At 31.2% G+C, this 25,209-nt stretch carries 27 protein-coding genes, 2 tRNA genes and 1 other RNA gene; 10 read left to right on the plus strand and 20 right to left on the minus strand.

Going from position 1 to position 25,209, the window contains the following annotated elements:
• Position 1: 1 nt before the first annotated feature.
• On the minus strand, positions 2 to 1,072 hold the full coding sequence (locus EU96_RS06025) for an Mrp/NBP35 family ATP-binding protein (RefSeq protein ID WP_032526304.1): 1,071 nt from the start codon (positions 1,070 to 1,072) through the stop codon (positions 2 to 4).
• Positions 1,073 to 1,229: 157 nt separating this feature from the next.
• Between EU96_RS06025 and hemF the strand changes: the two genes are divergently transcribed.
• Positions 1,230 to 2,258 (plus strand): oxygen-dependent coproporphyrinogen oxidase, encoded by a 1,029-nt coding sequence (hemF, locus tag EU96_RS06020; protein ID WP_032526305.1) that lies wholly within the window; start codon positions 1,230 to 1,232, stop codon positions 2,256 to 2,258.
• A gap of 28 nt (positions 2,259 to 2,286) precedes the next feature.
• Here the strand turns inward: hemF and EU96_RS06015 are convergent, their stop codons facing one another.
• Positions 2,287 to 2,844, minus strand: a complete 558-nt coding sequence (locus EU96_RS06015; RefSeq protein WP_032526306.1) for a cofactor assembly of complex C subunit B — start codon at positions 2,842 to 2,844, stop codon at positions 2,287 to 2,289.
• Positions 2,845 to 3,009: 165 nt separating this feature from the next.
• Between EU96_RS06015 and EU96_RS06010 the strand changes: the two genes are divergently transcribed.
• Positions 3,010 to 3,645 (plus strand): ribonuclease D, encoded by a 636-nt coding sequence (locus EU96_RS06010; protein ID WP_032526308.1) that lies wholly within the window; start codon positions 3,010 to 3,012, stop codon positions 3,643 to 3,645.
• A 3-nt stretch (positions 3,646 to 3,648) separates the two neighbouring features.
• Here the strand turns inward: EU96_RS06010 and EU96_RS06005 are convergent, their stop codons facing one another.
• Both EU96_RS06005 and EU96_RS09770 read right to left on the minus strand, forming a co-directional pair.
• Positions 3,649 to 3,915 carry a hypothetical protein gene (locus EU96_RS06005; protein ID WP_032526309.1) on the minus strand — a complete coding sequence of 89 codons (267 nt, stop codon included), beginning with the start codon at positions 3,913 to 3,915 and terminating at the stop codon, positions 3,649 to 3,651.
• 29 nt (positions 3,916 to 3,944) lie between these two features.
• Positions 3,945 to 5,174, minus strand: coding sequence for a lipid-A-disaccharide synthase-related protein (locus EU96_RS09770; RefSeq protein ID WP_241434561.1), 1,230 nt, complete (start codon positions 5,172 to 5,174; stop codon positions 3,945 to 3,947).
• Between the two features lie 42 nt (positions 5,175 to 5,216).
• Between EU96_RS09770 and EU96_RS06000 the strand changes: the two genes are divergently transcribed.
• Positions 5,217 to 5,287: transfer RNA gene (locus EU96_RS06000), tRNA-Cys, on the plus strand.
• Between the two features lie 340 nt (positions 5,288 to 5,627).
• Entirely contained in the window at positions 5,628 to 6,191 is a 564-nt protein-coding gene (locus EU96_RS05995) for a hypothetical protein (protein ID WP_032526313.1), read from the plus strand.
• A gap of 412 nt (positions 6,192 to 6,603) precedes the next feature.
• Here EU96_RS05995 and EU96_RS10205 read toward each other — a convergent pair whose 3' ends face one another.
• From EU96_RS10205 to purM, 3 genes are all read right to left on the minus strand, one after another.
• Positions 6,604 to 6,771 (minus strand): hypothetical protein, encoded by a 168-nt coding sequence (locus EU96_RS10205; RefSeq protein ID WP_193741308.1) that lies wholly within the window; start codon positions 6,769 to 6,771, stop codon positions 6,604 to 6,606.
• Positions 6,758 to 7,402 carry a hypothetical protein gene (locus EU96_RS05990; protein WP_032526314.1) on the minus strand — a complete coding sequence of 215 codons (645 nt, stop codon included), beginning with the start codon at positions 7,400 to 7,402 and terminating at the stop codon, positions 6,758 to 6,760. Before EU96_RS05990 ends, EU96_RS10205 begins: the two co-directional genes overlap by 14 nt.
• Positions 7,403 to 7,536: 134 nt before the next feature.
• A complete protein-coding gene (gene purM, locus EU96_RS05985) occupies positions 7,537 to 8,580 on the minus strand; it encodes a phosphoribosylformylglycinamidine cyclo-ligase (protein WP_032526315.1) in 1,044 nt (347 codons plus the stop codon).
• A 97-nt stretch (positions 8,581 to 8,677) separates the two neighbouring features.
• On the opposite strand from purM, the gene EU96_RS05980 reads away from it, so the two are divergent.
• A complete protein-coding gene (locus tag EU96_RS05980) occupies positions 8,678 to 10,210 on the plus strand; it encodes a bifunctional pantoate--beta-alanine ligase/(d)CMP kinase (RefSeq protein WP_032526316.1) in 1,533 nt (510 codons plus the stop codon).
• 2 nt (positions 10,211 to 10,212) lie between these two features.
• Here EU96_RS05980 and EU96_RS05975 read toward each other — a convergent pair whose 3' ends face one another.
• From EU96_RS05975 to EU96_RS05955, 5 genes are read right to left on the minus strand one after another with little or no spacing between them, the layout of a single operon-like run.
• Positions 10,213 to 10,686, minus strand: coding sequence for a low molecular weight protein-tyrosine-phosphatase (locus EU96_RS05975; RefSeq protein WP_032526317.1), 474 nt, complete (start codon positions 10,684 to 10,686; stop codon positions 10,213 to 10,215).
• Positions 10,687 to 10,718: 32 nt separating this feature from the next.
• Complete coding sequence (locus EU96_RS05970; protein ID WP_032526318.1) at positions 10,719 to 11,480, minus strand: phycoerythrobilin:ferredoxin oxidoreductase; 762 nt, start codon at positions 11,478 to 11,480, stop codon at positions 10,719 to 10,721.
• A complete protein-coding gene (locus EU96_RS05965; protein ID WP_032526319.1) occupies positions 11,481 to 12,191 on the minus strand; it encodes a 15,16-dihydrobiliverdin:ferredoxin oxidoreductase in 711 nt (236 codons plus the stop codon).
• 5 nt (positions 12,192 to 12,196) lie between these two features.
• The gene (locus EU96_RS05960) at positions 12,197 to 12,907 is read right to left on the minus strand and encodes a heme oxygenase (biliverdin-producing) (protein WP_032526321.1); all 711 of its coding nucleotides are present in this window, start codon (positions 12,905 to 12,907) and stop codon (positions 12,197 to 12,199) included.
• Between the two features lie 57 nt (positions 12,908 to 12,964).
• Positions 12,965 to 13,396 (minus strand): hypothetical protein, encoded by a 432-nt coding sequence (locus tag EU96_RS05955; RefSeq protein WP_032526323.1) that lies wholly within the window; start codon positions 13,394 to 13,396, stop codon positions 12,965 to 12,967.
• A 212-nt stretch (positions 13,397 to 13,608) separates the two neighbouring features.
• Here EU96_RS05955 and EU96_RS05950 point away from each other — a divergent pair, with 212 nt between their 5' ends.
• Positions 13,609 to 15,033 (plus strand): NADP-dependent isocitrate dehydrogenase, encoded by a 1,425-nt coding sequence (locus EU96_RS05950; protein ID WP_032526324.1) that lies wholly within the window; start codon positions 13,609 to 13,611, stop codon positions 15,031 to 15,033.
• Positions 15,034 to 15,035: 2 nt separating this feature from the next.
• Here EU96_RS05950 and EU96_RS05945 read toward each other — a convergent pair whose 3' ends face one another.
• Genes EU96_RS05945 through EU96_RS05930 form a run of 4 tightly spaced genes read right to left on the minus strand, consistent with a single transcriptional unit; the run spans position 15,036 to position 19,574 of the window.
• Complete coding sequence (locus EU96_RS05945) at positions 15,036 to 16,385, minus strand: four-carbon acid sugar kinase family protein (RefSeq protein ID WP_032526325.1); 1,350 nt, start codon at positions 16,383 to 16,385, stop codon at positions 15,036 to 15,038.
• A gap of 13 nt (positions 16,386 to 16,398) precedes the next feature.
• Complete coding sequence (locus EU96_RS05940; protein ID WP_032526327.1) at positions 16,399 to 17,253, minus strand: aldose epimerase family protein; 855 nt, start codon at positions 17,251 to 17,253, stop codon at positions 16,399 to 16,401.
• Between the two features lie 9 nt (positions 17,254 to 17,262).
• Entirely contained in the window at positions 17,263 to 18,162 is a 900-nt protein-coding gene (locus EU96_RS05935) for an alpha/beta fold hydrolase (protein ID WP_032526328.1), read from the minus strand.
• Between the two features lie 44 nt (positions 18,163 to 18,206).
• The gene (locus EU96_RS05930; RefSeq protein ID WP_032526329.1) at positions 18,207 to 19,574 is read right to left on the minus strand and encodes a cation:proton antiporter; all 1,368 of its coding nucleotides are present in this window, start codon (positions 19,572 to 19,574) and stop codon (positions 18,207 to 18,209) included.
• A 153-nt stretch (positions 19,575 to 19,727) separates the two neighbouring features.
• Between EU96_RS05930 and EU96_RS05925 the strand changes: the two genes are divergently transcribed.
• Entirely contained in the window at positions 19,728 to 22,274 is a 2,547-nt protein-coding gene (locus tag EU96_RS05925; RefSeq protein WP_080735240.1) for a glycogen/starch/alpha-glucan phosphorylase, read from the plus strand.
• On the opposite strand, the gene EU96_RS0109060 is transcribed toward EU96_RS05925, so the two are convergent.
• The 3 genes from EU96_RS0109060 to EU96_RS05915 all read right to left on the minus strand — a co-directional run bounded on the left by EU96_RS0109060 (position 22,267) and on the right by EU96_RS05915 (position 23,238).
• Positions 22,267 to 22,722 (minus strand): hypothetical protein, encoded by a 456-nt coding sequence (locus tag EU96_RS0109060; protein ID WP_032526331.1) that lies wholly within the window; start codon positions 22,720 to 22,722, stop codon positions 22,267 to 22,269. The two genes, EU96_RS05925 and EU96_RS0109060, sit on opposite strands and share 8 nt — an antisense overlap.
• 31 nt (positions 22,723 to 22,753) lie before the next feature.
• Positions 22,754 to 23,086 carry a hypothetical protein gene (locus EU96_RS05920; protein ID WP_011377237.1) on the minus strand — a complete coding sequence of 111 codons (333 nt, stop codon included), beginning with the start codon at positions 23,084 to 23,086 and terminating at the stop codon, positions 22,754 to 22,756.
• A 78-nt stretch (positions 23,087 to 23,164) separates the two neighbouring features.
• A tRNA-Arg gene (locus tag EU96_RS05915) sits at positions 23,165 to 23,238 on the minus strand.
• A 38-nt stretch (positions 23,239 to 23,276) separates the two neighbouring features.
• Between EU96_RS05915 and rnpB the strand changes: the two genes are divergently transcribed.
• Positions 23,277 to 23,656: RNase P RNA component class A (gene rnpB / locus EU96_RS09640), an RNA gene on the plus strand.
• A gap of 21 nt (positions 23,657 to 23,677) precedes the next feature.
• A complete protein-coding gene (locus EU96_RS05910; protein WP_032526333.1) occupies positions 23,678 to 24,427 on the plus strand; it encodes a ribonuclease III family protein in 750 nt (249 codons plus the stop codon).
• A gap of 3 nt (positions 24,428 to 24,430) precedes the next feature.
• Here the strand turns inward: EU96_RS05910 and EU96_RS05905 are convergent, their stop codons facing one another.
• On the minus strand, positions 24,431 to 24,616 hold the full coding sequence (locus EU96_RS05905; protein ID WP_011863707.1) for an NAD(P)H dehydrogenase subunit NdhS: 186 nt from the start codon (positions 24,614 to 24,616) through the stop codon (positions 24,431 to 24,433).
• A 24-nt stretch (positions 24,617 to 24,640) separates the two neighbouring features.
• Here EU96_RS05905 and rimM point away from each other — a divergent pair, with 24 nt between their 5' ends.
• Complete coding sequence (rimM, locus tag EU96_RS05900; protein WP_032526335.1) at positions 24,641 to 25,180, plus strand: ribosome maturation factor RimM; 540 nt, start codon at positions 24,641 to 24,643, stop codon at positions 25,178 to 25,180.
• Positions 25,181 to 25,209 lie beyond the last annotated feature (29 nt).

Genomic DNA, 25,209 nt, shown 5'->3' on the forward strand with positions numbered 1-25,209 from the left:
ATTATTTATTAAGAAATTGATTTTTAATTAATTGAGCTAAATTACAAAATTGAATAGAACTTTCCTTATTTGGCTGGCTTATTGAGATTGGTACTCCTTTATTGCTTTCATCAACAAGAGGAATTTCAATAGGAATTTGGGCTAATAATGGTAAATCATTTTCTTTAGCTAATGTTTGTCCACCACCTTTACCAAAAATTTCATATTTTTTACTTGGCATATCTGGCGGAATAAATACTGACATATTTTCTACAATTCCCAATAAAGGTACGTGAAGTTGTTTGAACATTGCTAATCCCCTCCTTGCATCTTGCAAAGATACTTGTTGTGGGGTAGTAACTACAATAGCTCCAGAAATAGGTACAGATTGAGAAAGGGAAATTTGAGCATCACCTGTTCCTGGAGGTAAGTCAATAACCAAAAAATCAAGATTATTCCATTCGACTTGGTAAAGAAATTGACGGATAATACTATTTAGCATTGGTCCTCTCCAAATAACTGGCTGACCTTCTTCTATGAGGAAACCCATTGATACTAATGAAATTCCATATTTATTTATTGGTATTAACCTTTGATCATTACCACTACCTTCTGTAACCTTTGGATTCTGTTCGGCAACTCCCATCATTGAGGGAGTATTAGGCCCATAGATATCCGCATCAAGCAAACCAGTTTTTAAGCCTAATTTAGCTAAAGAACAAGCAAGATTCACTGCAATCGTACTTTTACCAACTCCACCTTTACCACTACTAACAGCGATGATATGTCGAATCCCATCAATCTGCTGCAACTCAGGACCATTACTTTCAGTTTTAGATTCTGTTTTAGAAAGATTATTATCTATCTCTATTTGAACATCATCAATATCTTCAAAATCCAGTAGTATTTTGCGAACCTCTTGAACAATTCTATCTCTCTGAGAATTTGCGAATGAAGGTAATGATAGTGTTACGATAACTCTTGGTATAGTTACTCTTACGTTTTTAATCCAAGCTAATTCAATTACATTTTTCTTTGATCCAGCATCTAGAACCTTTTGTAAAGCAAAATTCGCATCTTCTATTGTGGTCATTAAATTTTTAAATATTTTGACAAGGTAGTCGACTGTTTAAAAGATTAAGAACTATGTCGAACTATCAAATAATAGGAAATAAGGTCCCCCTAAAAGAAATTATAAAGGGAAACTTATAATTAACAAAAAACTTTTTTCTTAAAGATTTACTAAATACATGTTCAAAGAACCTCCTAAAAACTCGAGAGAAAAAACTAAAAATCTCTTATTAACTTTACAAGACAAAATTTGTTCAGGCCTTGAAAATGTAGATGGCAAAGGGAAATTCATTGAAGAATCCTGGCTAAGAGACGAAGGTGGTGGTGGAAGATCAAGAGTATTGAAAAACGGTTCTATTTTTGAGCAAGCAGGAGTAAATTTCTCTGAAGTACAGGGTAAAGAATTACCTCAATCAATAATCTCTCAGAGGCCCGAAGCAAAAGGTCATGAATGGTTTGCGACAGGAACTTCTATGGTGTTACATCCTAAGAATCCATATATTCCTACCGTTCATCTGAATTATAGGTATTTCGAAGCTGGTCCTGTTTGGTGGTTTGGCGGAGGTGCAGACTTAACTCCTTTTTACCCTTATCTTTCTGATGTTAGAAATTTTCATAGAGAGCATAAAAAAGCTTGTGAGAAAGTTGATAAAGATTTACATAAAGTATTCAAACCATGGTGTGATGAATATTTCTTCTTGAAGCACAGAAATGAATCTAGAGGCATAGGTGGTATTTTTTATGATTATCAAGATGGTTCAGGCAATACATATAGAGGAAATAATCTAAACGGAGAGGCAGCAAAAGCTTCACAAAATATTGGCAAATCTGATTTAAAGTGGGATAGTTTATTTTCTTTAGCGGAAAACTGTGGGCAGGCATTCCTCCCTTCATATTTGCCCATTATTGAAAACAGAGCTTCTCAAACATATACATCAAAAGAAAGAGAATTCCAGCTATATCGAAGAGGTAGATATGTCGAATTCAATTTAGTTTGGGATAGAGGGACAATTTTTGGATTACAAACAAATGGTAGAACCGAATCAATATTAATGTCATTACCGCCTTTAGCAAGATGGGAGTATGGATATAAAGCTAAAAAGGGTTCTAGAGAAGAATTTCTCACATCAATTTTTACAAAACCCCAAGATTGGTTAAATGATAAAGATTTAGAAAAATTCTGTATAGAGAATAATATCTTTGATTAAAAATTATCGAATTACTTTTTAACTTATCTTAAATAGGAGTTTTAAATAAAGAACCGTCGCTTTTCAATTGAAGTTTTTCTCCAAGTTCATTTTCTAAAGAGATTAATTCATCCCTATGCGCTCTTAATCTCATTACAGTTGAATCAATATCATTTTCGTTGATCAATCTTAATTCAAATTTCTCCTCTCTTGCTGATTTTTTAAAATAAACAATCCCAGACATAGGACCACCAATTAATCCTAAAAGAATAGGCCACCAACCTAATTCAGGATATATTTGAATAATTACTAATCCCAAAGCGCAAGATCCAAAACCGCCAAGAAAACCTAAAAAAATTGCTAAAAATTTACTAGAAACGACTTGCCCCTTAAATATTAAAATTCTTTGTTCAAAATCTCCTCCAGTTTGCTTCCAACCCCTTAAATTAAGCCATTCACATAAACTATTTAAAACCTTAATTGGCTGCTGAGAAGATGAAATCTCAACAATGGTAGTTCTATCTTTACTTGAAGCTCTAAGAAAAAAAAATAATCCTATAGCGAGAAGAATTGTCAGCAATAATGTTGAATTTAAGGAATAGGACATTAAATTAATTTTTTCTAGTAACTCGAGAATAAAAATTAAAGTTACACCATATTATAATTTTTTTGATTTATTCTGTAAAATAAGTCTATATAGATAAAAATTCTCAATTAAATAAAAACCTACGTTATATCACAAATCTTAAATGACTCTAAATATTTATTAAATATGAATTTTGAAAATAAAAATATTGATCTTCTTTATAGTGATTTAACCGCAGATTTATATAATCTTTATAAAAAATCATCCTACTTAGCTATTGATACTGAAGCAATGGGGTTAATTCATGGAAGAGATAGATTGTGTTTAGTACAAATATGTAATGAATTCAAAAAAACATCCTGTATAAAAATCGAACTTAATACATCATCTTCTCCTCATTTAAAAGCACTTCTAGAAGATGAAAAAATTACTAAAATCTTTCATTATGCGAGATTTGATCTAGCAGCGCTAAAATGCAACCTTGGAATTAATTCAAAAAATATTTTTTGTACAAAAATTGCTAGTAAATTGGCAAGAACATATACAAATAAGCACGGTTTAAAAGATTTAATTAATGAATTGTTAGGGATAGAATTAGACAAAAGCTCACAAAGCAGTGATTGGGGTAGTAACGAAGATTTAACAAAAGATCAATTAGAATATGCAGCAAATGATGTTAGATATTTAATTGAAGCGATGCAGAAATTAAAAATTATCTTAGAGAGAGAAAATAGATATGAGTTGGCTCAAAAATGTTTCAAAGCAATTGCTGTGCATGCTGATTTAGACATACTTAAATTTTCAAATATATTTGAACATTAAAAATCAATCTTCAGTTAAAAAATTATCTTCATCATTCATAGTTTCCATAAGCTTATCGAGTATTCTTGAAGAGCTTAATTTTTCACCTTCATTTTCTTCACAAATTTCTAATAGATTTTGAGCAACTTGTATTTTTTCTTGAATAGTTTTAGAGCCTTCTTTTGCAATTTGAATTTCTACTTTCTTCTTAGCAGAAGATAAGCTTATACTCATAATCTTTGCAATCTCTGCGCAAATTTTTAGATATTGCCGATCATTTATTGGATACATAAAAAAATTTAAAACGCTCGTGTCATTTACTAAGATAACAAATGAGTGTTCATGGAATCTACAATTTTCTTGCTTGCGCCAGAATGACCCATTCTTTTTTTTCCAATTTTCGCTTGCTCTAACCTATACATTTTTTCTCTCAAAAGTAAACTTAAACGTTTTAAAAGTATTTCTTTATTCTTGCAAACTAAAACGCTTCCTCCTAATAATCTTGATTGTCTTTTTGCAAATGATTTTGTAAATTGTGGTCCTGATCCTGGAAGAGATAGTGATGGAATTCCAAGGCCAGCAATTTGCTCTGTAGCTGTTCCGGCATTAGACAACCCAACTTCTGCCATACTGGCCCATAAATTAAATTTTCCTTTTCCAATCACTACATATTGATCTTTCTTTTTCCATACTGAATCTTCATCAATCAAGAATTCAAATTTACTCTGTTTTAAAAAACCATATTTAATTAAATAACTTTGAATTTTAATCACATTTGCATTAATGCTCAAAGGTAAAAGTATTAGCAAATCCTTAGGTGTATAAAAATCTTGCAAACACTCAAGAAAATTATCAAGATTTTTTAATGCTTCTGGATACCTACTTCCAACCAATAAAATTATCCTTTTGAAAGAAATAATATTTGATATTTTGTCATTTTTTGCATTAACAAAATCCATCATTGGATTACCCAAGTATTTTGCATGAATATTTTTTCTCTTCAAATTTTTAGCTGTAATTTTATCTCTCATAATTAAATTTTTACATCTTGGAGATGACATTAAAAACATTTCCCATGGGTCCCATTCAGAACCTTTCAATTTATGATATGAATCGCTTAAATCCCAACCGGGTCCACTACTCCAAGTATGGTCACTTTTTGGAGTTCCAATAAAACTGAATTCGCATTGTGAACTCCATGCGTAAAGTAATGGTAGAAAGTCTCCCACTGCAATAATCTTGCAATTTTGTTTTGACTTTTGTTTTACAATTAAAAAATTTCTTAAATTATCAATTAAAAATCCTGCAAACAAATCAAGCAAAAATCCCTTCAGGCTTTGATTACTAAAACCTCCACTAGGCAACTCTTTTAAATATCCTATTTTACGAAAATTCTTTGATTTTATTGAATTAAATACATCTCCATTGCCTACTAAAGGCAAAACTTCAATATTTTTATTTTTTATTTTTTTTAATAATCTTTTTATTATTTCTGATGCGATTACATCCTCTCCATGGCCATTGCATATAAATAATAGAGAATGAGTCACCTTACTGTTAAGATCATAAAAAGATTCAATTGAATCTTTTTCGGCGGCATGGCCAAGTGGTAAGGCAGAGGATTGCAAATCCTTTATCCCCAGTTCGAATCTGGGTGCCGCCTTCTTTATATTAGTAAAAATATTCGTTGCAATCCCTTCCAATACCTTGAGTTTCGAGTATCTATTCTTAAATTTCAAAGCGTTATGAATGGTAGGAAAGTGGTAGGAAAGTCAAGACAAAACTTTCTTTAACCCACATGAAACTATTATCGCAAAATAAAAAGCAAGGAACAAATTATTAAATAACTTTAAATTGATTACAATCCCACTCCTTTAATTAAAAAATCTTCCTTCATAAAGGACACATTATTGAAATGTAAAGCAAAAATGTGAAGCAGGCATTAAGATTTTCAATAAATTTAATTTTTTACATAAAAATAGTAAAAATTACTTAACGACTTAGTGAACAATAGTATTCCTAGATCTTGCCCTAAATGCAAATCAGTAAATTTAATTTCTAATAATACTTCTTTTTTAAGGTGCAAAGATTGCAATTATTCATGGTTTATTGATAGAAAAAGAAAAACAACACAAAATGTTTTTGATATTGATCTAATAACTTATAAATTTAGAAAAAATAAAAAAGTTATTTATATACTAATGGGAACAATTTTTCTCTTTTTTATATTAAATAAGTATGGATTTAATTTTGAGGATTTAGAGGTAATTTTCACATATTTAATTGCATTCCTTATAGTAGCGGGGACTATCTTTTTAGGAGGAAAATTAACTAAAGGATTGAGAGAGAGGGGAGCAAAATTACATGCTGATAGGGAATATGAAGCATCTAAATGTTCGAAATGCGGAACACCTAATAGTACCGAACATATAAATCAAGAATGGCATGGAACATATTGGATTGGACAAGGATTAAATCGTGAAACAAGAAATGTCTATAAAAATACCTATAGATGTTCAAATTGTGGTCATCAATATTGGACAACAAATCGAAGTTGGTTTAACTAAAAAAATTATTTAATTAATCAAATAAATTGATTCTAAAAGTAATTTAATTTCCTACCTTAAAAATAAATAAATAGATTGAAAGTAAATATTCAACACTTCTAATGGTAGGAAAGTGGTAGGAAAGTTTAAATTTTGATCTCAAAAACTTTAGATATAGATTAATTTTTACAATACAAAACCTAGTTCGAATCTGGGTGCCGCCTTCTTTAATTTTTTTACGAATTTAATTATGAAGTATTCGAGGAACTTCAATTTCAAGTAAAAGGTAAAAAGTTTCAATTACTTATTGATATGTAGAAAAATAATCTTTTATGTATTTGATAAATATTAACTTATATATTTATTGATAAATGACATTACTTGGATTTATTAATTATTTTCATCAGATTACTTTATGTATATTGGAATTATTCTAGTAATCATTATCTGCTACACACATTCCTAAACATCTAACACCATTTGAGGCTGTCCTTTTGCAATGATTACATAAAACAGACTCTTTCTTGGAAGGAAGACTAATTTTTGAATTATTATGAACCTTTAAACTTTTTAACTCTTGTTTTGAATCAAATAGAGCCATTCTTGGAGTCATTACTTGGGTCGATACTAACAATAAGCGAAGCATTTGTGTTGGAAGAGGGTATATCCATTATTTTTACAGTTTCTTTTGGCTCATCAATAATTTGATTTTCTTCAGTAGTCTCATCAACTGCGCATGCTTCAAGAGCCTCTCGAAGTAGTGAATCAAATGTTGCTCCAGGCAATCTATGTCTGGCAACCTCAAGAAAAGTTCTCGGTAACGATTCAGAAGCAGCATCTCTTAATGCAGGATTATTCTTTCTATGTTCTTGTTCTTCTTCTATGGATTTAATAAACCTCAGTGTGACATCTCTTTTGGTAGATGCTTTTATCAGAGTATCATTTTCAGGATTACTAATATTAGGCTCATTTTCAAGATCACTAAGCCTTTTTTCCAAACTATTTAAAACTTCATTAGCTTCTTTACTAATATGAGCTAATTGACCATCGGACAAATTAGGTAAATCAGCGACAAAAACTTTCCCATGATCCCTTAGTGTTAAAAAAGTAGGCCTTGGACCTTGAGCCTGTCTACCACTAAATTCAGAATTATTACCTATTGGTCTTTTTGGAGGTGTAGGACCAGCTGAACTACGTCTACGTGTAATTCTTTGATTATTTGCAAAAGGCATTGAATTAAAGGTTAAATCTTAATACTTAAACTTCCGATATAATTCGGCTGTAATTTTATTATATTACACCCAACTTTTTCATTTGTGTATAAAAAAAAATTTTTAAAATTCATTTAAATTAGCGTCACCAAAATTTAAGTTAAAATTTCAGGCAAAAATTTACTAATTGTTGAATCTTTCTTTCTAACTATCTTTCCAATCTCCCAACCATCGATGTCATGATCTTTACAGATATTTAATATTGCGTTCTTAAATTGTTTATCAATAATTAAACAAAATCCGACTCCAAGGTTGAATGTATTCCAAAAATCTTTTTCAGGAATTGTTCCTTTCTCTTTTAGGAATTTAAATAAAATAGGTATTTCCCAAGAATTGGTATTTATATAAGGAATAAAGTCAGAGGGGATACATCTTGGCAGATTCTCTGGAATTCCTCCACCAGTAATATGCGCCATTGCTTTTATTTCTATTTTTTCAAATAACATTTGGTTAATCACATTATTGTAAATTTTTGTAGGTTTCAATAACTCATCATAAAAATTTAAGTGAGAAACTTTTTCAAATTCTTTATCTATTTGATTATTGTTTTGAATTATTTTTCTTACTAAACTAAAGCCGTTACTATGGACTCCATTACTTTTCAGAGCAATTATTAAGTCATTTTCAGATACTTTTTTACCATTAATAAGCTTATCCTCATCAACTATTCCTACACAAAATCCTGCCAGATCATACTTATTTTTTGAATAAAATCCTGGCATTTCAGCAGTTTCTCCACCGAGTAATGAACAGTCATTTTCTCCACAGCCATGTGAAATGCCCTGAACAACCTGCAATAATTGTTTCTTATCAAGCTTACCAGTAGCAATATAATCTAGAAAAAATAAAGGTTTGGCGCCGCTAGTAATAATATCATTCATGCACATGGCAACTAGATCAATACCAACCTCAAAGTGATAATTTTTACTTTGGGCTAATTCTAATTTTGTTCCAACACCATCAGTTCCTGAAACTAAAACTGGTTTTTTAAAACTATCGATAGGAATTCTAAACAAACCTCCGAACCCACCAATACCCTCAATCACATTAGATGTATGCGTTCTTTCAACTGCATTTTTAATTTTGGAAACAAATTCTCGACCAGCTTCTATATCAACACCTGATGTTTTGTAATCCATGAAATAAAAATGATAGACTTTCCTATATAGATATTCCTCCGAAGATTGCTTTTGTCCAGTAATTATTTATCAAATAGATTTATTTTTTAAAAACAAAGTGAAGAAAGTAATCATAAGGAAAACTGAAGAAATTGAAAATTGGAAGAGAAATATCAATAGTGAAATTAACTTCATTCCAACAATGGGTAATCTTCATAATGGACATATCAAACTAATATCAACAGCAAAAAATGATAATTCTAATTTTAATTTAGTCAGTATTTTTGTTAATCCACTTCAATTTGATAACAAGTCAGATTTGGAGAATTACCCTAAAACAATTGACAATGATATTAAAATCTCCTTTGCAAATGGAGCAGATGCCATCTTCATCCCAAGTACTGAAGATATATATCCACCGAATAATAAAAATATTAAATTGCTGAAAGCTTCAACAGAATTATCTTCTGCATTATGTGGATTAAATCGAATTGGACATTTTGATGGCGTTTGTACAGTAGTTTATAGATTACTAAATCTCATCAAGCCAAAAAATCTTTACTTAGGAGAAAAAGATTGGCAACAACTTTTAATATTAAAAAATCTTGTCCTAACACATAAATTAAATGTTGCTATTAAATCTATTCCTACACAAAGAGATTTTGATGGAATTCCTTTAAGTTCTCGTAATGTACATTTATCAAAAAACGAAAGAAAATTAATTAGATTTTTTTCAAATGAGTTATTAGTAGCAAAAACAAAATTTCAACAAGAAAAAAAGATCAGTTTAAAAGAAATAATTAAAAAGCTGTCAGCAGAAAAAATTTCGATTGAATATTTAGAACATTTACACCCTCATACCCTCCAACAATCAAGATTTGAGGATAATATTTCGATACTGGCTGGTGCGATAAGATGTGGAGAGACAAGATTAATTGATCACGTTTTTCTAATGAAAAGAAGGCCGATTATTGCAATTGATGGCCCTGCAGGGTCAGGTAAAAGTACTGTAACAAAGTTAATAGCGAAGAAACTTAAACTTTTATATTTGGATACTGGTGCAATGTATAGGGCATTGAGTTGGCTCTTAAAAAAAGAAAATATTGATTATAAAAAAGAAAAAATATTGCAGAATATCCTTAAAGATATTTCTATTGTGTTCAAGTCAAATGAAAATTCACATCAGGATGTTTTTATTAATAACTACTGTGTTACTGAAGAAATTAGGTCGCAAGAGATAAGTTCCATCGTGTCTAAAATTTCCTCAATTAAAGAAGTCAGAAAATTCTTAGTAGAAGAACAAAGAAAAATTGGCGCATCAGGTGGACTTGTGGCTGAGGGAAGAGATATAGGAACTACTGTTTTTCCTGATGCAGAACTTAAAATATTTTTAACTGCAAGCATCGATGAAAGAGCAAAAAGAAGAAAGTCTGATAAAAAAAGTAAAGATTCACAAGAAATAGACCTTCATACATTAAAGGAACTTATCAAGAAAAGAGATTTTGAAGATTCTAATAGGGAAATTTCACCTCTCATAAAAGCGAATGATGCAATCGAAATTATTACGGATGGATTTTCAATTAATGAGGTAGTAGATAAAATTATTGATCTTTATAATGACAAGATTCCTAAAGAGACTCAAATCCAATAAATTCAAGAAATACTTTCCAAGAAGCCACTTACAGAGTCTTCTAAAATATCAAGGACATAATCAAAACCCTCATCACCTCCAAAATATGGGTCAGGAACTTCTTGCTCATTAAAAACTGACCTAAAATTTTGTATTTTTTTTATTGAGGCAAAATCAATTGAAGATGTTCTATTTTTAAGATCTTTAATATTTCTAAAATTTGAGTCGTCCATAGCAAGAATATAGTTAAATTCTTCAAAATCTTTACTAGTAATTTGACGAGCCGTGCTTAAGATATTTATATCTCTTCTTTCAGCCGCAATTCTCATTCTATAGTCAGCTTTTTTGCCGATATGCCAACTCCCAGTTCCAGCAGAATCTACAATAAATCCATCGCTTAATCCCTTCTTTTCAAGCAGACTTATAAAAATAGCTTCTGCAGCAGGAGACCTACAAATATTTCCCAAACATACAAAAAGAACTGAAATTTTTTTCATATGATTTCAAATTTAGATAAATTATAAGCCTTTTAAGTAGTAAATAAAACTTCTTTAATTAAAGATTCAGTAAATTCCTTACCAAATAAACTTGATAACATTGGCCTTGCTGGATCGTTATCTTCTCTATATTTCAAATAATTATTTTGACCATTTAATAATTTTTTTTGCAGATCTATATTGGCTTCCTTGGTTTCGAAAAGAATTTCCAAATACAAATTTAGATATTCCTTAAATGACGTATAAAGCTGATTAGCAATTAAAAAATCACTACTTTCTTCTTTTGGTAATTTTGACCAAATTACTCCTGGAGAAAAAAATCTAGCTACATCTGCAGACATTTCTTCAGCTAATGGAAGTGATGAATGACAACTAGTTTTGAGTTTTATTAGTTTTTCTAATAACTCACTACTATATTGATTTTGTATTTTTAATGAAGGCTGGAAATCTAATACTAATAAATGACTATTAGGTAGAGAAACAAAATCTACCCCAAAAAATGGGACGTTATAACTAGTATTTGGAATTATTAAAAAATTTAAAACAGCATAATTTGGACTGTTAATACAAACTGCTCTTGCAAATTGAATTCTTTTTTTATGCGTTACACCCCAAGTAAAAAGATTAACATTTTTTTTTGATTTTCTTGAACCATAATTTGAATCTTTATAAGAAAATTCAGAGGGTATTATTTTTTCTAAACAGTTATATTTAATCAAATTATTAATTAAATATTTTAGAAATTTATGCCATCTCCAATCTGGTCTATAGAAAATAGTATCTTGTATTAACATTCAATGAATAATCTCATTATTTAATGTAAAAAGAAATTTATTAATAAATTTTTTTGTCCATTTTTCTCCAAAAAAAGATTTAAATAATTTTTCTGCTGGGTCTTTTTCAAAACTGTACTTATCATATTTAATTTGATTAATCTTTATTTCTTCTGCATTTAAAAATTGATTAACAGGATTCAATTTATAAATGTTCAAATAATTATTTACAAATGAATAGAATATATTATTTAAATCTCTATCAAGGTTTAATTTATTTCCTCTACATATAATTACCCATGGGGAAAAATACTTTTTTGAATCGTAGATATTCTTCATTTTATTATTATCAAATGCATAATATTTGCTCTTAATACTCCCTAAACTTGAACAATATTTTTCAAGATACTTGTCTTCTTGAATTAAAGGTTGATAATCAAGAATTGCTAATAACTTTTGAGAAGTTCCAAACCATAAAATATCAACTCCTAGAATAGGCACTTCACTATCAAAATTTGGATATGCAACTGTATTAAATACTTGAAGTTTTTTGCCACCATCTAATCTGGTTATTCGCCACTTTCTATATTCGGGAGATGAAAAAAGCCAATTTTTGATAATATATTTCGAGTCCTCATTATGATGTTCTTTGAATTCGCTAGATATTTGGACTTCATGACCTTTTAATTCATCAATATTGGTTTTAAGGAAATCAACTAATGAATCAAACATAACTACTAGGTCTCGGTGCTTCCTTTCCTAACTTTTTTTGTAATGTAATTGAATACAATCTTTCCTAAAACAGCAATCAAGTTACCTTCAAGCTCCTTAAACATTTTCATATTGTAAGTAAAAGCTTGATTAGCTTCATCAATAATTTGATCAGCAGTTTTTTGATTTATTGGAAGTTGATTCAAAGTAAGGGAATATTCTTCCTTGAATTTCTTTTCGTCTGCAATTAATTCAAATTCATAAAAATTTAAACCATCGTTTCCCTGCAAATTTAATGCTTTTTTGGCGATCCTTTTAAGAATTTGACCACCTGATAAATCTCCTATATAGCGTGTGTAGTGGTGACCAACTAATAACTCTGGTGAATTGTTTGCAACCTCACGAATTCTTTCAACGTATTCTTTTGCAGATTGAGAAATATTAATTTGATTCTTCCAATTATCACCAAAATAAAATTTAAGATCATTTTCAAGAGTTTCTTTCCTGAATAATGATTTAAAACCAATAGGTTTTATTACAGGATGTTCCTCATAAACCAATCTTTCAATTTCTTCTTCCATAGCCTCATAAACAAAATATAAATCACTAATCAATTTTCTATAAGATTTTTTTTCAACAACTCCTTTTAAAAAACAAGCCACAAAGCCAGTGTTTTCTGCCATAGTATGGGATTTTTTTGTCCCTTCTCTTAGTTGTCCTGCAAGAGCGACTGCCATATATTTTGCTTTAATTTTGTAAGTGTATTTAATCTACAAGGAAAATACATAAAACAGCTAATTTTTGTTACCAGCGGATGTTGTAGAGAATAACTTATAAAGTTCTTTACAAACCAAAAAAAGATTATCTTTCTGTTCTTTTTGCGGTAAATGAGTACCAGTCATCTCCCAGGCTCCGATAGTAGCTACTCTCCATCTCTCCGAGGGAACAATCATACCTCTCATTATTATGCCTAATAATTTTGGAACTCTGTTATTATTATCATTTTCAATTCTTAATTGTAAAAGTATTGCTCTGCATTCAATGAGAGGACTCCAACCAGGGAAATGAAACGCAAAATCAATAGTATCTTGCATAGATTCATTATTGGAATTATCCCAGGGACTAAAGTTTACGCTGGCATCTGGAAAATATTTCCGAAACAAAGTTGCAGTGGTAGCAATTTTATTAGCTATTTCAACATTACTTACATTTGAACTTGCATTCATAAATAGCTAAGTGTTTTTTAGAAAATGACATAATTTCCCTTAACTTGCTTAACAACTTCTTTTTCTTTTAATAAAGATGTTGAAATGCTGATCAATAAAGTATTCTCTATTCACATTTGAATAATAAATTTCTAGCTTTAAAAGAAAATAACTCATCGCAAATTACAATGCGAAGAACTCCAAGAAGTTATCTTTGTTATTAATTCAATGCTATGCCAAAATTTGAAAAATTAAATTTACCTAATGAAGGAGAGATAATAACTTTTAATCAAGGCAAGCCGAATGTTCCTAATAATCCAATTGTTCCATTTATTAGGGGTGATGGAACTGGAGTTGATATATGGCCAGCAACTCAACTTGTTCTTGATGCAGCCATTAAAAAAAGCTATGGAGATGAAAGAAAAATTAATTGGTTTAAAGTTTACGCAGGAGATGAAGCTTGTGAACTTTATGGAACCTATAACTATCTCCCACAAGATACAATTGAAGCAATCAGACACTTCGGTATAGCCATCAAAGGTCCTTTAACGACCCCCATCGGTGGAGGTATTAGATCTCTTAATGTTGCATTAAGACAAATCTTTGATTTATATAGCTGTGTTAGACCATGCAGATATTATTCAGGTACTCCAAGTCCTCACAAAAATCCTCAAAATTTAGACGTTATTGTTTACAGAGAAAATACTGAGGATATCTACATGGGAATTGAATGGGAAGCTGAGGATAATAATTGTCTTGAATTAATTAATCACTTAAATAACGTTGTAATACCAAATAGTAAAAATTTAAAAAATAGGTCAATTCCAAAGGGATCAGGAATTGGAATAAAGCCAGTCAGCAAATCAGGTAGCCAAAGGCATATTAGAAAGGCTATTGAGCATGCAAAAAGATTATCAGGAGATAAAAGGCATGTGACTCTTGTACATAAAGGTAATATCATGAAATATACCGAAGGTGCATTTAGAGATTGGGGATATGAATTAGCAGTAAATGAATTTAGAAAAGATTGCATTACAGAAAGAGAAAGCTGGATTTTAGATAATATTCAAAAAAATCCAGAAATTACAATTGAAAATAATGCGCGAAAAATAGAACCAGGTTTTGACAAGCTTACAAATAACAAAAAAGCATTTATCTGCGAAGAAATTAAAGAAGTTATTGGATCAATATCAAATTCTCATGGAGATGGGAAATGGAGAGAACTTATTCTTGTTGATGATCGGATAGCTGACAGTATATTTCAACAAATTCAAACTCGACCTCAAGAATATTCAATTCTTGCAACATTAAATCTTAATGGTGACTATGTTTCTGATGCAGCTGCTGCAATTGTTGGTGGCCTAGGCATGGCTCCTGGTGCAAATATTGGAGATAATGCAGCAATTTTCGAAGCAACCCATGGTACTGCGCCAAAACATGCAGGATTAAATAAAATTAATCCAGGCTCAGTAATTCTAAGTGGTGTAATGATGCTTGAATATTTTGGTTGGGATGAAGCAGCAAACTTAATTACTAAAGGTTTAAGTATGGCAATAGAGCAAAAAAAAGTTACCTATGATCTAGCACGTTTAATGGAACCCAAGGTAGAACCCTTATCCTGCAGAAGTTTTGCTGAAGAAATTATATCAAATTTCTAATTTTAAAAATTATTTTTATTTTCCAAAACTTTCCATATATTAACTAGTGAATCTTTAGTACCAATATTTCCAGGATGTGTAACGATAGGAAGCTTTTCATCATTTTTTAAATTGCAAGTCACTACAGAAATGCCTGTTAAAATCTGTCCCTCAAGATAAACATAATCTGCATTAAGTCCATCACTAAGAATAATATTTGTTGTTATTCCGCCTTTTGAAATCAAATATCCTATTTCATACTTCAAATTTGCGACTAATTCAGCAATAAATAAAGCAAGTGAATTATAAAAATTAAATTGTTCAGAATAATCTAAGAACATAAATTTTCTTGAAGTAAACAATACAGGAGTTTTTCCATTCTCAAAAGAAAATCTAATTTCTTTCAAAAATTTATTTTTAAACAATTTCTTTCGCTTCTGATTATTCTCTGATGAAGTAATTTTAAAGAATTCAAAAACATCTAATTCAATTGGCTTACAAGTACTTATCTCTAATAAATGTTCTAATTGTATTGTTGAAAGTTCCTCATAAGATCCAACAATTACCAGTCCTGGAAGAAAACTTTTTTCTTTATTTCTTATTCTTAAATTAGAAAAAAATGACTCACACTGAATAACGCTTTTTTTGTCAGAAATTGAACTTATAAAACTTGCTGCAGTTCGAAAAAGGAATTTTTTTTGTTTAGTTAATTTTTTAATTATTAAAGAAAATTTTTTCAGTTGAGAATAATTTTCTACATCTACAATTACATGTTTATTATTCTTCAAGTTCTTTAGTGTTTTAAGAACAATGTTATTTTCTTCATCATTTAGAATTTCGAGATCTGACAAAAAAAGATTTTGAATATCATCTAAATTTATTTGCGATTTACTCTTCTGAAATAACAGATTCTTGACATTACTGGTCTTATATCCAAAAATTTTATCTCTTGCAAAAATTGTTTGATTAATAGGGGTTTTATCAACAAAGTGTGCTCCATTAATTGTTAATCTTTTACCCTCTATAAAAGCTGGAATATGAAAAGTAGCATCAAAAGGACCTAAGCAACTATTTAGGGCACTTGGCTCTAAATAGTTATGTCCTCTAAGAGTAGAATCTCCTCTACTTATAAAAATAATTTCTTCTTCATAAGTTTGAGAAGCTATAACGGTCTTAATATTTTTGCAAATTTCTTCTATTCTTAATTTCGCATCATTTTCCGATAGTGACCTTGTATTAGCCAAAATAAAAAATAAATTAGATTTAGATTCAAAACCTTTAACTAAAGTTGAGCAGTCCCACTTCAGAAGTAATAAGCAATCATGCACAGTTTGAGAGCCTGTTGGATCATCATCTATAACAACAAATTTCATAAGTATTGCATAATTACTTAAGCGATTTTATTTGGATTGAAGCATCAAACCTTTGAATATTGTTTGAAGGAATCATAATTTTTCTAAATCCATCAACAAAAGAATTTCGAGGACTAGTCCAAGGTTCAAGACATATCATTCTTCTTGGGGGATCACTCCAAATAACGCCTAGGTCAAAAGGATATGGATGATTTAAAGTTACCTGTCTTTTAAAAAGATTATCTCGAAAAGCGCTCCTACCATTTGTATACATAAGCAAGTCAACTCCTAAATTAATATTGTTTAATTCATCCAAAGTATTACTTATGATATTTTTTTCTTGATTCTGACAATTAAGTGGATTATCAATAAACTCTAAATTTTTGAAATCTGAAACATTAAAATAAGGATGCAATCCAAAATTTATAGGCATAGCAATGTCTGTTTTGTTGTAAATCGTGATTTCAAATTCTAAACTGTTAATCTTTAAGGTAACGTTTATTCTTAGTTCGAAATCGAAAGGATAATATTTTTTGGTTTTTTTAGATTCATTTAAATATAAGCATAAAGATTTTTCATTTTCATTAAAGGAGTATTGCCATTGCAAATCCCTAGCAAAACCATGTTGCATTAAATGCAAATAATCTTTTCCAAATACTGAACTCGAGGTGCTGAGATTTCCACAAATTGGAAATAAGATTGGAATGCCTCCCCTAATACTTTTTGTCTTATCAATAAATCTTTTTTCATCGAAATAAAGTATATCTTTACCATCCGAAACCCAATTTGTAATAACACCTCCTCTTTCAGGACAAAATTTAATATAGTTTTTTTGATCTAATTGAAAGACAAAAATTCCTTGGTCTTTATTAATTAATTTAATATTCACAATTATTACTTAAAGAGAATCAACCCAATCCAAAATATGCTGATTAACTAATTCAGGTATTTCATCATGAGGACAATGTCCAGCGTCAAGAATGATTTCTTTTGTATTCTTAGGTGTAAATTTTTTATATAGATTTCTTTTTTTTGGAGTATTCATCCAAGGATCTTTGCCTCCCCAGAGCAGTAATAATGGTGAATCGAGTTTTGCAAATAACTTATCCAAAGGCAATCCCTGAGGACCTGAGGGGTTAAATACACTTCTAAAAACATTAAAAGCTCCGTAATCTAGCGAAGGCTTTCTTATCGACTCAACTAAAAAATCATCAACATTTTTCTTATCAACATAAACTTGATTAAGAGTTTTTTTAATATTCTTTGGGTTTCTCATATTCTCAAAAATCAAACGTTGAAGAACAACATTTTTCAAAAATATGCCGGCTACTGTTTCAATTGAAGTTTGCAAAATATTCTTCTTGATAGTTTTTTCTTCACTAAAATATCCTGCAGCATTGAGTAATATCACTCCTGCGTTTAGTTCATTTAATTCTGAACCGGCAGCTAATGCTGCATAACCACCTAATGAATTGCCAACAACAATTGTAGGTTTTTTTATTTTCTCTTTTATATAAGCGATAACTTGATCTTTCCATAAAGATCCTGAGTATTCAACATCTTGAGGCTTAGGACTTTTTCCAAAACCAAGTAGATCCATAGCATGAACTTCGTATTTGTTACTCAAAGTAGGGATATTGAATCTCCAATGATCCGTAGAAGCGCCGAAACCATGAATTAGTAGAATTGCACATTCTTTTAATGTTTGCTCAGGCTTAGCAGAAACAGTATGTATTGGGTAATTTAAAAAATTCCAGTCATAATTTACATCACTATCTATCAGAGCTGATTTTTCCATTTCATTGAAAATCTTATATTAATCGATTCTAATAAACTTATTTCCTAAAGAAGACCCACAGGATCAGCTGCAACATCATCTGAAATTTTATTTCCATCATTTGGGGGCTTATCTTTTAGAACAATTCTCAAGAGAACAGGTGCAAGAAATGTAGTTCCAATAACCATTAATAAAATTGCCGCTTCAAGAGAAGGAGTTAACAATTTAGCGCTTGTTCCTAGCCCTAAGAATATTAAACCAACCTCTCCTCTAGGCATCATACCTAAACCTACAACTAATCTATTAGTAGGTTTATTACTTGAAAAAACCCATCCGGCTGCAATTTTTCCAATAATTGCAACAACCAATAAAAATCCTGCGACTACAAGAGCTGATCTACTTGTTGGATCAAGTGGATTAATAACTGATAAATCCATTCCAGCTCCTACTAATACGAAGAAAATAGTTGCGAATAAAGATACTAAAGGTAAAACGGATTGTTGAATTGCATGATTGTTTTTAGAACTACTAAGAATCAATCCAGCGGCAAAAGCGCCTAAAGCTGCTTCTAATCCAATGGCTGTTGCGACAAAACAACACAACACAAGTATCACAAAAGAGGCTACCACTACTGCTCCAGGAGCTTTTAATCTATCTAATAGCCAATCAAATCCTGGTGCTGCTGTTCGACTTAATGCTATAGCAGCGATAACAAATACAACTGCTGCCGCAACTAATTTAACGATAGGAGCAATTTCTAAAGAACCGCCTGCAGCAAGAGCTACAACAACTGCAAGAATAACAATACCCAAAATATCGTCTAAAACTGCTGCACCAATAACAATCTGTCCTTCTCTAGTTTTCAAATATCCTAATTCACCGAAAACACTTGCTGTAATTCCTATACTTGTTGCTGTCATAGATGCTCCAGCAAAAACTGCTGGAATTAGATCTACTTGAAAAATAAACATTAGGCCGAAAGTTCCGAAAGCAAACGGTAAAATCACTCCAGCCATAGCAACAGTAAAAGCCTGCGCACCTACAGCTACCAATTCTTCTAACTCACTTTCTAATCCTGTTAAAAATAAAAGTGCATATAACCCAAGTGTTGCTACTGCTTGAAGGGATGGAAAACTTTCGAAATAAACATCTGGTACAGCTTCCGGGGGAATTGAAGCTAATGAGCTAATAACATTTACAAGTCCTTCATTTAGTTCAGTTCCTGCTGAGGGCGGTATTAATAAATGGAATCCTGATGCTCCTATTACAACACCTGCAAGAAGCTCACCTACAATAGTTGGTAAACTTAGTCTTACTAAGACTTCTGCTAATGCTCTTGCGGCTAAAAAGATCAATAAAAATCTTATAACTCCTATCAACGTTTCAGCAACTTCTAAATCATGTGCACTTAATTCAGCAACTAAAGAATACATATGAAATGTGAGAAAAATAAACTACCTAATTGGAAGATAGTTTATTGAGGGCCCACTTTAAGAAATATGTAAGAAAAAAGCAAAAATACTCAACAAGTGTGGATCTGAAGTTACAACAAAGAAATTTCCTAAAAAATGGCTATTGTCTGATATATGGCTAATCCAATGAATTCCAACGAACCCTTCGATCTACGTCTGCCTACTCCAGGCTGCTACTTAGATCCTGAGAAAGCTGGCATGGATTCTGATGCTGTTTTTCAAGGTATGACAGCTCATCTTTTCTATACACTTGGAAAATTAGCTACTTCTGCAAGTCCTCATGACTTGTATATGGCTTTAAGTTACGCAGTTAAAGATAGGCTAATGACAAGATATTTAGCCAGTCAAGAAGTCATAAGAAAAAAACCACAAAAAACAGTAGCTTACTTATCAGCAGAATTTTTAATAGGTCCTCAATTAAGTAATAACCTCCTTAATCTTGGCATAACTCAAGAGGCAGAAGATGCTTTAAAGAGATTTGGCATTGAATCATTGTCAACAATTCTTGAAGTAGAAGAAGAACCAGGACTAGGTAATGGTGGACTTGGCAGACTTGCTGCATGTTATATGGAGTCCTTAGCATCTCTACAAGTTCCAGCAGTAGGATATGGTATTAGATATGAATTTGGCATTTTCAATCAGTTAATTAGAGATGGCTGGCAAGTTGAAGTTACTGATAAATGGCTAAAAGGTGGATGGCCCTGGGAACTGCCACAACCTGATGAATCATGTTTTGTTGGATTTGGTGGCAGAACTGAAAGTTATAGAGATGATAAAGGAAACTACAGATCAAGATGGATACCTTCAGAACATGCTATTGGAGTTCCTCATGATGTTCCTGTGTTAGGTTACAGAGTAAATACATGTGACAGATTAAGATTATGGAGAGCTGATGCAACAGAGAGTTTTGACTTTTACGCCTTCAATATTGGTGATTACTATGGTGCAGTAGAAGAAAAAGTTGCGTCTGAAACTCTTTCAAAAGTTCTATATCCTAATGATGGAACTGATGAAGGTAGAAGATTAAGACTTAAACAACAACACTTTTTTGTAAGTTGTTCTCTTCAGGATATGTTGAGAAGCCTTGAAAAAAGATCAATCCCCATAACAGAATTTTCTAAACATTGGACAGTACAACTAAATGATACTCATCCTGCTATTGCAGTAGCTGAATTAATGAGACTACTTATTGACCAATATCAAATAGGTTGGGAAAAAGCTTGGAACATAACAACTTCTTCAGTAGCTTATACCAACCATACGTTACTTCCAGAAGCTTTAGAGAAATGGGATTTAGGTTTGTTTAATGATCTCCTTCCTCGTCATCTAGAAATTATTTATGAAATTAATTGGAGATTTCTTCAACAATTAAGACTGCGTTACCCTGGAGATGACAAAATCCTTCAAAAGCTTTCAATAATTGATGAAGAAGGCTCTAAATCAGTACGAATGGCTCACTTGGCTACAATTGGAGCACATCATATAAATGGGGTAGCAGCTCTTCACTCAGATCTTATAAAAAGACAACTCCTTCCTGAATTTGCAGAACTGTGGCCTGAAAAATTTACAAATGTTACCAATGGAGTTACTCCAAGAAGATGGGTTGCCCTCTCGAATCCATCCTTATCTAATCTTCTAGAGGAAGAAGTTGGTCCTGATTGGATAACAAATATGGAACTTCTGAAAAAATTAGAAGAAAAAAAAGATGATACAAATTTTTTACAAAAATTTGAAGAAACTAAATTAACTGGCAAACGAAAATTATCTAGTTTTATCCATTCCAAAACAGGTATACTTGTCGATCCATCAAGTTTATTTGATGTTCAAGTAAAAAGAATCCATCAATATAAAAGGCAACATTTAAATGCCCTACAAATTATTGCTCAATATTTAAGAATCAAAAATGGTACAAACAAATATGAAGTACCAAGAACAATAATATTTGGGGGTAAAGCTGCGCCGGGTTACTTTATGGCAAAACTAATGATTCGATTCATTAATGGTATTGCTGATGTTGTCAATTCTGATCCTGATATGGATGGTCTACTAAGAGTTGTTTTTTTACCTGACTATAATGTAAAACTTGGTGAAATAGTTTATCCAGCAACCGATCTTTCAGAACAAATTTCAACTGCCGGAAAAGAAGCATCTGGAACTGGAAATATGAAGTTTGCCATGAATGGAGCATTGACTATTGGAACCTTAGATGGAGCTAATGTGGAATTAAGAGATCTTGTGAAAAAAGAAAATTTCTTCCTTTTTGGAAAAACTGAAAGTGAAATTATGGATTTAAAAAATAATAATTACTCGCCCAAAACTTTTATTAATCAATGTCCAGAGCTAACAGAGGTTATACGTTTAATTGAAATTGGTCACTTTAGTAACGGGGATAAAGAATTATTTAAACCTTTATTAAATAGCTTGACTGGATATGACCCATTCTTTGTAATGGCTGACTTCGAAGATTACTTAAATAAACAAGATGAAGTAAGTAAATGCTGGAATAATAAAAAATCTTGGAATAAAATGGCATTATTAAATACAGCAAGATCAGGATATTTTTCATCAGATAGATCTATTAGAGAATATTGCCAATCAATTTGGAAAGTCTCACCAATGCCTGTAGAGATTACTTGCGATGTAGAAGAAATAACTAGTTAATATTTTTCTTATCTGGGAAATCTGGAGTTTGATGAAATAATCTGTTTAGAATTATCCTATCCACATTTAATGGGTCTGGTGCTAATTCATTTGCAATTTCTTTAAATTTTGCTTCAATATTGTTTGAAAGTTTTATATCAAAAATTCTTTCCATTAATGCTTCAATTGAATATAAATAAGCATTAACACTTTCAAGCTCATCTAAAGCATCAGTAATATCTTCAACAGATATATGTTTTCCTTCTAGAGTTATATCTTCACTGGATTGTCTTTCCGTTAGTTGTCTCTCCAATTCGTTAGTAACCTTACTACAAAGGGTTCTGAACGATTGAATTGATGCCCAATTTAATTCTTGTTGCTGCTTAAAGGTAGGAAATTGTCTAATCAGACGATCATGCTCTTTGTAAAATCTCTGACAATCTGGGCATTGACATGGTTCTTCAGCCAAAAGAAAACATAACTCTTTTTATATCATCTCACTATTTGGGCAAAATTGTAGGACCATCCAATAATTCGTCATTTTCATCAAGAGAATCTGGACTATCAGGCAAAGGTATCTCAATACTAGTAACCAAGTTGATGACATCTCTTAGTCTCATAGAATCAGCAAACCATCCCATTGCTTGTTCAGCATCTCCTCTTTTTTCAGCATCATTTGCTTGATCTTCATGAGCTTCTGCCAATAAAGCAAGCCAGCATAAACATCTTGCTTGAACTATTGAAAGATCTAAATCATTAGGTTGGGATTTAGAAATGCGTTCATGCTCTTGTTGAATTAAGAGTTTTAAACGCATATCGTGCAACTTAGCCATAAAAGATTTATTACTAACTATACGCTAGCTAGAGAGTAGCAAGTTTGCACACATACTACATATAGTTTTTTAATTTTACGGGACTGGCGGGAGTCGAACCCACGACCTACGGTTTAGGAAACCGTTGCTCTATCCTGCTGAGCTACAGCCCCAATAGATGATTTTTGGAGTATTAAGCACTATGCTAAATGAAAGCAGGAGAGGCAATCGCAAAAAAGTTTTATTTTGTTTCCAAAATAAAACTTTTTTGAGGAAAGTCCGGGCTCCCACATGGTCAGGCTTGCTGGGTAATTCCCAGTGCGGGTAACCGTGAGGATAGTGCCACAGAAACATACCGCCGAATACTTTATGTATGGCAAGGGTGCAAGGGTGCGGTAAGAGCGCACCAGCAACATTGAGAAGTGTTGGCTAGGTAAACCCCGGCTGGGAGCAAGGCTTAGTAGATTTATGACCATTACACAATCTACTTTTAAGAGCCGCTTGAGACTGTGAAGTAATTCCAGCCCTAGATAGATGATTGCCCATCTTAATTAAGATGAACAGAACCCGGCTTATGACCTGCTTTCTAATTGTTGTGATTTTTCAAATCATATGACTAATATAATTAACGAAAAAAGAATTAATCAAATAACTACTTTTTTAAAGTCTTTAAATATTAAATCAAAAAGATTTTCTGAGATAATTAGAACACAAAATGTTTCAGTAATTCAAGATTTTAATCAAGCATTTATCCATTCCTCAGAAGACAAAATAAGAAATTACGAAAAATTAGAATTCTTCGGAGATGCAGTACTCAGATTAGCTGCTTCTAATTTTATTGAAGAAAAATATCCTCAAATGAGTGTAGGGCAAAGATCAGAGCTAAGAGCACAAATTGTAAGTGATGAATGGTTAACTAAACTAGGTAGGGAAATTGGTATAGAGAAATTAATAATTAAAGGACCTAAAGCTCTTGGTGATGAAAATTCAAAAAATACTATTATTGGTGAAGCTACAGAAGCTTTAATAGGTGCCGTTTACAAGTGCTTTAATTCAATTCAGGAAGTAAATATTTGGTTAGATGATATTTGGGAGAAAGATTCGGAAATATTTTTAAAAGCTCCATATAAATATAAATCGAAGACAGTTTTACAGGAGTGGTGTCAAAGTAAAGGTTTTGATTTGCCAGTTTATAAAATAATTGAATTCTCAAAGAAAAATGGAGATCCTAAAAGGTTTGCTTGCGATATATTTATCGAAGGATTAAAAGAATCTTCTGCATTCGGGAAATCCCATAAACAAGCAGAAACAAATGCAGCCAGAATCTTGCTAGAAAAGTTTATAAATATAGGTAAAATCTAATTTTTATACTATTTCTAAGTTGGTTAGCTGAAAAGTAATGAGTTTATCCCAATTACCTCCTTCAAAAAGAACAGCTGCTCGTTTTTTTGTAACTCTCTGTACAAACCCTTTATATCCTCTGTATATAGAGTTAGTGTCTTTTACAACAACAAAAGAACCAGGAAGAATAGGTTTAGTCGATAATTCCATAAAACACTTAATCTAATACAATATATGATAATTAAAAATGAATGGTTGGTTGTTGGATTAATAACATCATGTCATGGAATTAATGGTCAATTAAAGGTTAAATCTCTCAGTGATTTTGAAGAAAGATTTTTGGAACCGGGAATTAGATGGTTGCAAAAAGAAAATGAACATCCTTCAGAAATTGAACTTACATCTGGTTTCAAACAGCCTGGGAAAGAAACCTTTATCATTAAACTTCAAGGAATAAACACTAGAAATCATGCAGAGCAACTAAAAGAATTTAAAATTCTCGTAAAAACAAATAATCTTCCTAAATTAAAAAAGGACGAATTCCACTTGTTGGAACTTATAAATTTACAAGTAAAGACTTTAGAAAATGATGAATTAAAAATAATTGGAAAAGTTATTAATTTAGAAAATGAAAAAAATAATTTACTTGTTATTAAACTATTGAAAAATCAAAAGAAAGTTTTAATACCATTTGTTAAAGAAATAGTCCCGCTGGTAGATATAAAAAATAATTTTCTGATCATCAATCCTCCAAAGGGACTTTTAGAACTATAAATTTAAAAAGATAAAAATTTGTGAGAAAC

The sequence above is a fragment of the Prochlorococcus marinus str. MIT 9302 genome (genome assembly GCF_000759975.1).
Taxonomy (GTDB): Bacteria; Cyanobacteriota; Cyanobacteriia; order PCC-6307; family Cyanobiaceae; genus Prochlorococcus_A; species Prochlorococcus_A marinus_M.

Coding starts and splice junctions, on each gene's coding strand:
- EU96_RS06025 (WP_032526304.1), bottom strand. CDS start 1,072: ATGACCACAATAGAAGATGCGAATTTTGCTTTACAAAAGGTTCTAGAT.
- hemF (WP_032526305.1), top strand. CDS start 1,230: ATGTTCAAAGAACCTCCTAAAAACTCGAGAGAAAAAACTAAAAATCTC.
- EU96_RS06015 (WP_032526306.1), bottom strand. CDS start 2,844: ATGTCCTATTCCTTAAATTCAACATTATTGCTGACAATTCTTCTCGCT.
- EU96_RS06010 (WP_032526308.1), top strand. CDS start 3,010: ATGAATTTTGAAAATAAAAATATTGATCTTCTTTATAGTGATTTAACC.
- EU96_RS06005 (WP_032526309.1), bottom strand. CDS start 3,915: ATGTATCCAATAAATGATCGGCAATATCTAAAAATTTGCGCAGAGATT.
- EU96_RS10205 (WP_193741308.1), bottom strand. CDS start 6,771: ATGGCTCTATTTGATTCAAAACAAGAGTTAAAAAGTTTAAAGGTTCAT.
- EU96_RS05990 (WP_032526314.1), bottom strand. CDS start 7,402: ATGCCTTTTGCAAATAATCAAAGAATTACACGTAGACGTAGTTCAGCT.
- purM (WP_032526315.1), bottom strand. CDS start 8,580: ATGGATTACAAAACATCAGGTGTTGATATAGAAGCTGGTCGAGAATTT.
- EU96_RS05975 (WP_032526317.1), bottom strand. CDS start 10,686: ATGAAAAAAATTTCAGTTCTTTTTGTATGTTTGGGAAATATTTGTAGG.
- EU96_RS05970 (WP_032526318.1), bottom strand. CDS start 11,480: ATGTTAATACAAGATACTATTTTCTATAGACCAGATTGGAGATGGCAT.
- EU96_RS05965 (WP_032526319.1), bottom strand. CDS start 12,191: ATGTTTGATTCATTAGTTGATTTCCTTAAAACCAATATTGATGAATTA.
- EU96_RS05960 (WP_032526321.1), bottom strand. CDS start 12,907: ATGGCAGTCGCTCTTGCAGGACAACTAAGAGAAGGGACAAAAAAATCC.
- EU96_RS05955 (WP_032526323.1), bottom strand. CDS start 13,396: ATGAATGCAAGTTCAAATGTAAGTAATGTTGAAATAGCTAATAAAATT.
- EU96_RS05950 (WP_032526324.1), top strand. CDS start 13,609: ATGCCAAAATTTGAAAAATTAAATTTACCTAATGAAGGAGAGATAATA.
- EU96_RS05945 (WP_032526325.1), bottom strand. CDS start 16,385: ATGAAATTTGTTGTTATAGATGATGATCCAACAGGCTCTCAAACTGTG.
- EU96_RS05935 (WP_032526328.1), bottom strand. CDS start 18,162: ATGGAAAAATCAGCTCTGATAGATAGTGATGTAAATTATGACTGGAAT.
- EU96_RS05930 (WP_032526329.1), bottom strand. CDS start 19,574: ATGTATTCTTTAGTTGCTGAATTAAGTGCACATGATTTAGAAGTTGCT.
- EU96_RS05925 (WP_080735240.1), top strand. CDS start 19,728: ATGGCTAATCCAATGAATTCCAACGAACCCTTCGATCTACGTCTGCCT.
- EU96_RS05920 (WP_011377237.1), bottom strand. CDS start 23,086: ATGGCTAAGTTGCACGATATGCGTTTAAAACTCTTAATTCAACAAGAG.
- EU96_RS05910 (WP_032526333.1), top strand. CDS start 23,678: ATGACTAATATAATTAACGAAAAAAGAATTAATCAAATAACTACTTTT.
- EU96_RS05905 (WP_011863707.1), bottom strand. CDS start 24,616: ATGGAATTATCGACTAAACCTATTCTTCCTGGTTCTTTTGTTGTTGTA.
- rimM (WP_032526335.1), top strand. CDS start 24,641: ATGATAATTAAAAATGAATGGTTGGTTGTTGGATTAATAACATCATGT.